The 2,345-nt window shown below is 64.6% G+C and carries 3 protein-coding genes and 1 pseudogene; 2 read left to right on the top strand and 2 right to left on the bottom strand.

The genetic code is table 11. The features are described from left to right. Positions 1-313: 313 nt before the first annotated feature. Entirely contained in the window at positions 314-526 is a 213-nt protein-coding gene (locus EOA27_RS32415) for a cold-shock protein (RefSeq protein WP_027168154.1), read from the bottom strand. Between the two features lie 279 nt (positions 527-805). On the opposite strand from EOA27_RS32415, the gene EOA27_RS32410 reads away from it, so the two are divergent. Further along, positions 806-1,135 (top strand): hypothetical protein, encoded by a 330-nt coding sequence (locus EOA27_RS32410; RefSeq protein WP_126081721.1) that lies wholly within the window; start codon positions 806-808, stop codon positions 1,133-1,135. 28 nt (positions 1,136-1,163) lie between these two features. On the opposite strand, the gene EOA27_RS32405 is transcribed toward EOA27_RS32410, so the two are convergent. After that, positions 1,164-1,733, bottom strand: a complete 570-nt coding sequence (locus EOA27_RS32405; RefSeq protein ID WP_126081722.1) for a methylated-DNA--[protein]-cysteine S-methyltransferase — start codon at positions 1,731-1,733, stop codon at positions 1,164-1,166. 165 nt (positions 1,734-1,898) lie between these two features. Between EOA27_RS32405 and EOA27_RS32400 the strand changes: the two are divergent. Continuing rightward, positions 1,899-2,345: pseudogene (locus tag EOA27_RS32400) on the top strand (lytic transglycosylase domain-containing protein); the annotation flags it as partial.

Below are 2,345 nucleotides of genomic sequence, written 5' to 3'. Positions count from 1 at the left end.
GCCCCTCATCGCCCTGCCGGGCACTTCTCCCCGTGAACGGGGAGAAGAAAGCTGCTCCAAAATCCAGACAACAAAAAAGGCGGGCATTGCCCGCCTTCCTGTGCCGGTAGCCTGATCGGGAACGTCCGGTCCGGGCTGGCAGCTATCTGCTGTTCCAGCTTGTCGGTCTTTCCGCTCCGGCGCGCTTATCGCGCGACCGTCAGTACATCCGTGACTTGCCGCGCGCCCCGAACCTTCGTCCGGCGCGCGCCTTACTTACTCGCATTTCGCGGCGCTCGGCGGTTAAGCCTCGCGGCAAAATGCTTAAGCCAAATCAGGCTGCCTTGCTCAGAGACCCAGCTGCGGACTTGCCGGTGCGGCGGTCCTGCTCGATCTCGAAGTTGATTTTCTGGCCTTCAGCCAGGCTCGTCATCCCAGCGCGCTCGACAGCGGAGATGTGGACGAAAACGTCCGCGCCGCCATTGTCAGGCTGGATGAAGCCGTAGCCCTTGGTGGCGTTGAACCACTTGACCGTACCAGTTGCCATATAGAAAGTCCTTCACATTTGCTTTTGTTTGACCGGACCAACGTCCGGCCGGCGGTATCGAAACTTTGGAGATAGACGTCAGCAAACGCGAAGATCGCGGCCCGATCGATCGGCCAAATTCAATGCACCGGATATAGGATAGTTTTTGCAAGAAAACAAGACGTTCGCTTGCGCGCTGCCGGCGTGCAGCCTCAGGCGTTTGGAAGCGGCGCACGGAAGTTTTGACACCGGTCACACGTTGTGGAGAGATGAAATGCTCGCCGTTCCTGGAGGAGAACCATGAAAACCATTCTGCTTGCGGCCTGCCTGCTGCTGCTGGCCGCCGAGGCGCAGGCGGTGTCGCGCTATGATCCGACGCGCATGAGCTGCGACCGGGTGCAGGCGACGATCGCCAGACAGGGCGCCGTCATCCTGCGCTATCAGTCGACGCGGGTGCCGGGGCTTCCGCTCTATGATCGCTACGTGCGCGACGAGCGCTTCTGCAACGCGGGCGAGGTGAGGTCGCGCGCCTATGTTCCGAGCGCCGACACCAGGTCCTGCATGGTCTATGTCTGCAAGCGGCCGGACTTCGATCGGCGTTTCCGTCGCCGGTTCCTGCACAACGACTGACAGCGGGTGAAGGGCCGGGTAGCGCCCCTCAGAACTCGAACGAGGCCTGCGCGACGGGCGGCGGGCCGACGCGAACGCCTTCCATGGCCAGCATCCTTTCCTTGGTGGCCGAGCCGCCCGGCGCGGAGAAGCCGCCAATCTTGCCGCCGGCCGCCAGGATGCGGTGGCAGGGGATGACCAGCGGCACCGGGTTGGCGCCGAGCGCAGCACCCGTCTCGCGGGCGAGCCCGGCATGGCCGGCGCGCCTGGCCAACTCGCCATAGGTGGTGGTCTCGCCGAAGCCGAGCTTGCGCGCGGCATCGTAGATGGCGAGGCGAAAGTCATCGACGCCGTCGAGATCGACCGGCACGTCGGAGAAATCGACGTCCTCACCGGCCGCATAGGCCTGGATCGAGGCGATCAGCTCGACCACCCATTGCGGCTGGTCGGTCGATTTCGAAACACCGGCGTGACGAAACAGCCGGCGCTCGACCGCCCCGCGGCTGCGTTCGGGCAGGCAGAGCCGGATCAGGCCCTTCTCATTCCAGGCGATGCCCATGAAGCCGATCACTGTTTCTAACACTGCGTGGCCGGCCGTGATCTCAGATGTGGGTTTCATGGCGTTTTCCTTCGGCAAAACAGCGAAAAACGAGTACATATCCAGAACAATATGGCATTTCCGCCCTGTTCCCGCCACCCGAAAACCGCCTGGTGGCCCCGATTGCCGGGTGTGAATCGCTGGTGTAAGGACTCCTTAATAACAGACAAACCGGACCCTCACGGCTTGCCAGCAAAAGTCATAATCACCGCGATCGGCGTGCTCGTTGCCGCTGCTGGTCTGAGCGGTTGCACCTCGACCTCGCAAATGAAGGCCGCGCCCGCGCTTGCGGAAGCCTCGACGCCTGTCGTGGCCGACGACACGCCGACGGTCGCGCTGCCTGAAACAGTGGCCGTGCTGCCGGAGCCTTCCGGCCTCGCGCAGGTGCAGACCGCCGCGCTTACCGGAGATGCCCTCGCCATGTCGACGATGCCCGGCGCGCCGGCGACGCCTGGCGCGCTTGCGACGCAAAGCGCGCTGGCGACGCAGGGCGCGCTTTTGCCGCCGCCTGTCCAGCCCGGCGCGGCGCTGGCGCAGCCCGCGGCCTTCGCCGGAGCAACGCCGATGGCCGGCCAGTTTCCGCCGCCGCCTGTGCTGACGGCCGGCGGCTCGCCGACCGGCCCAGGATCCATC

It is taken from the genome of Mesorhizobium sp. M2A.F.Ca.ET.037.01.1.1, from assembly GCF_003998075.1.
Taxonomy (GTDB): domain Bacteria; phylum Pseudomonadota; class Alphaproteobacteria; order Rhizobiales; family Rhizobiaceae; genus Mesorhizobium.
The sequence above is the reverse complement of the archived record's forward strand: the minus strand, read 5'-3'. Positions and strand labels throughout refer to the sequence as shown.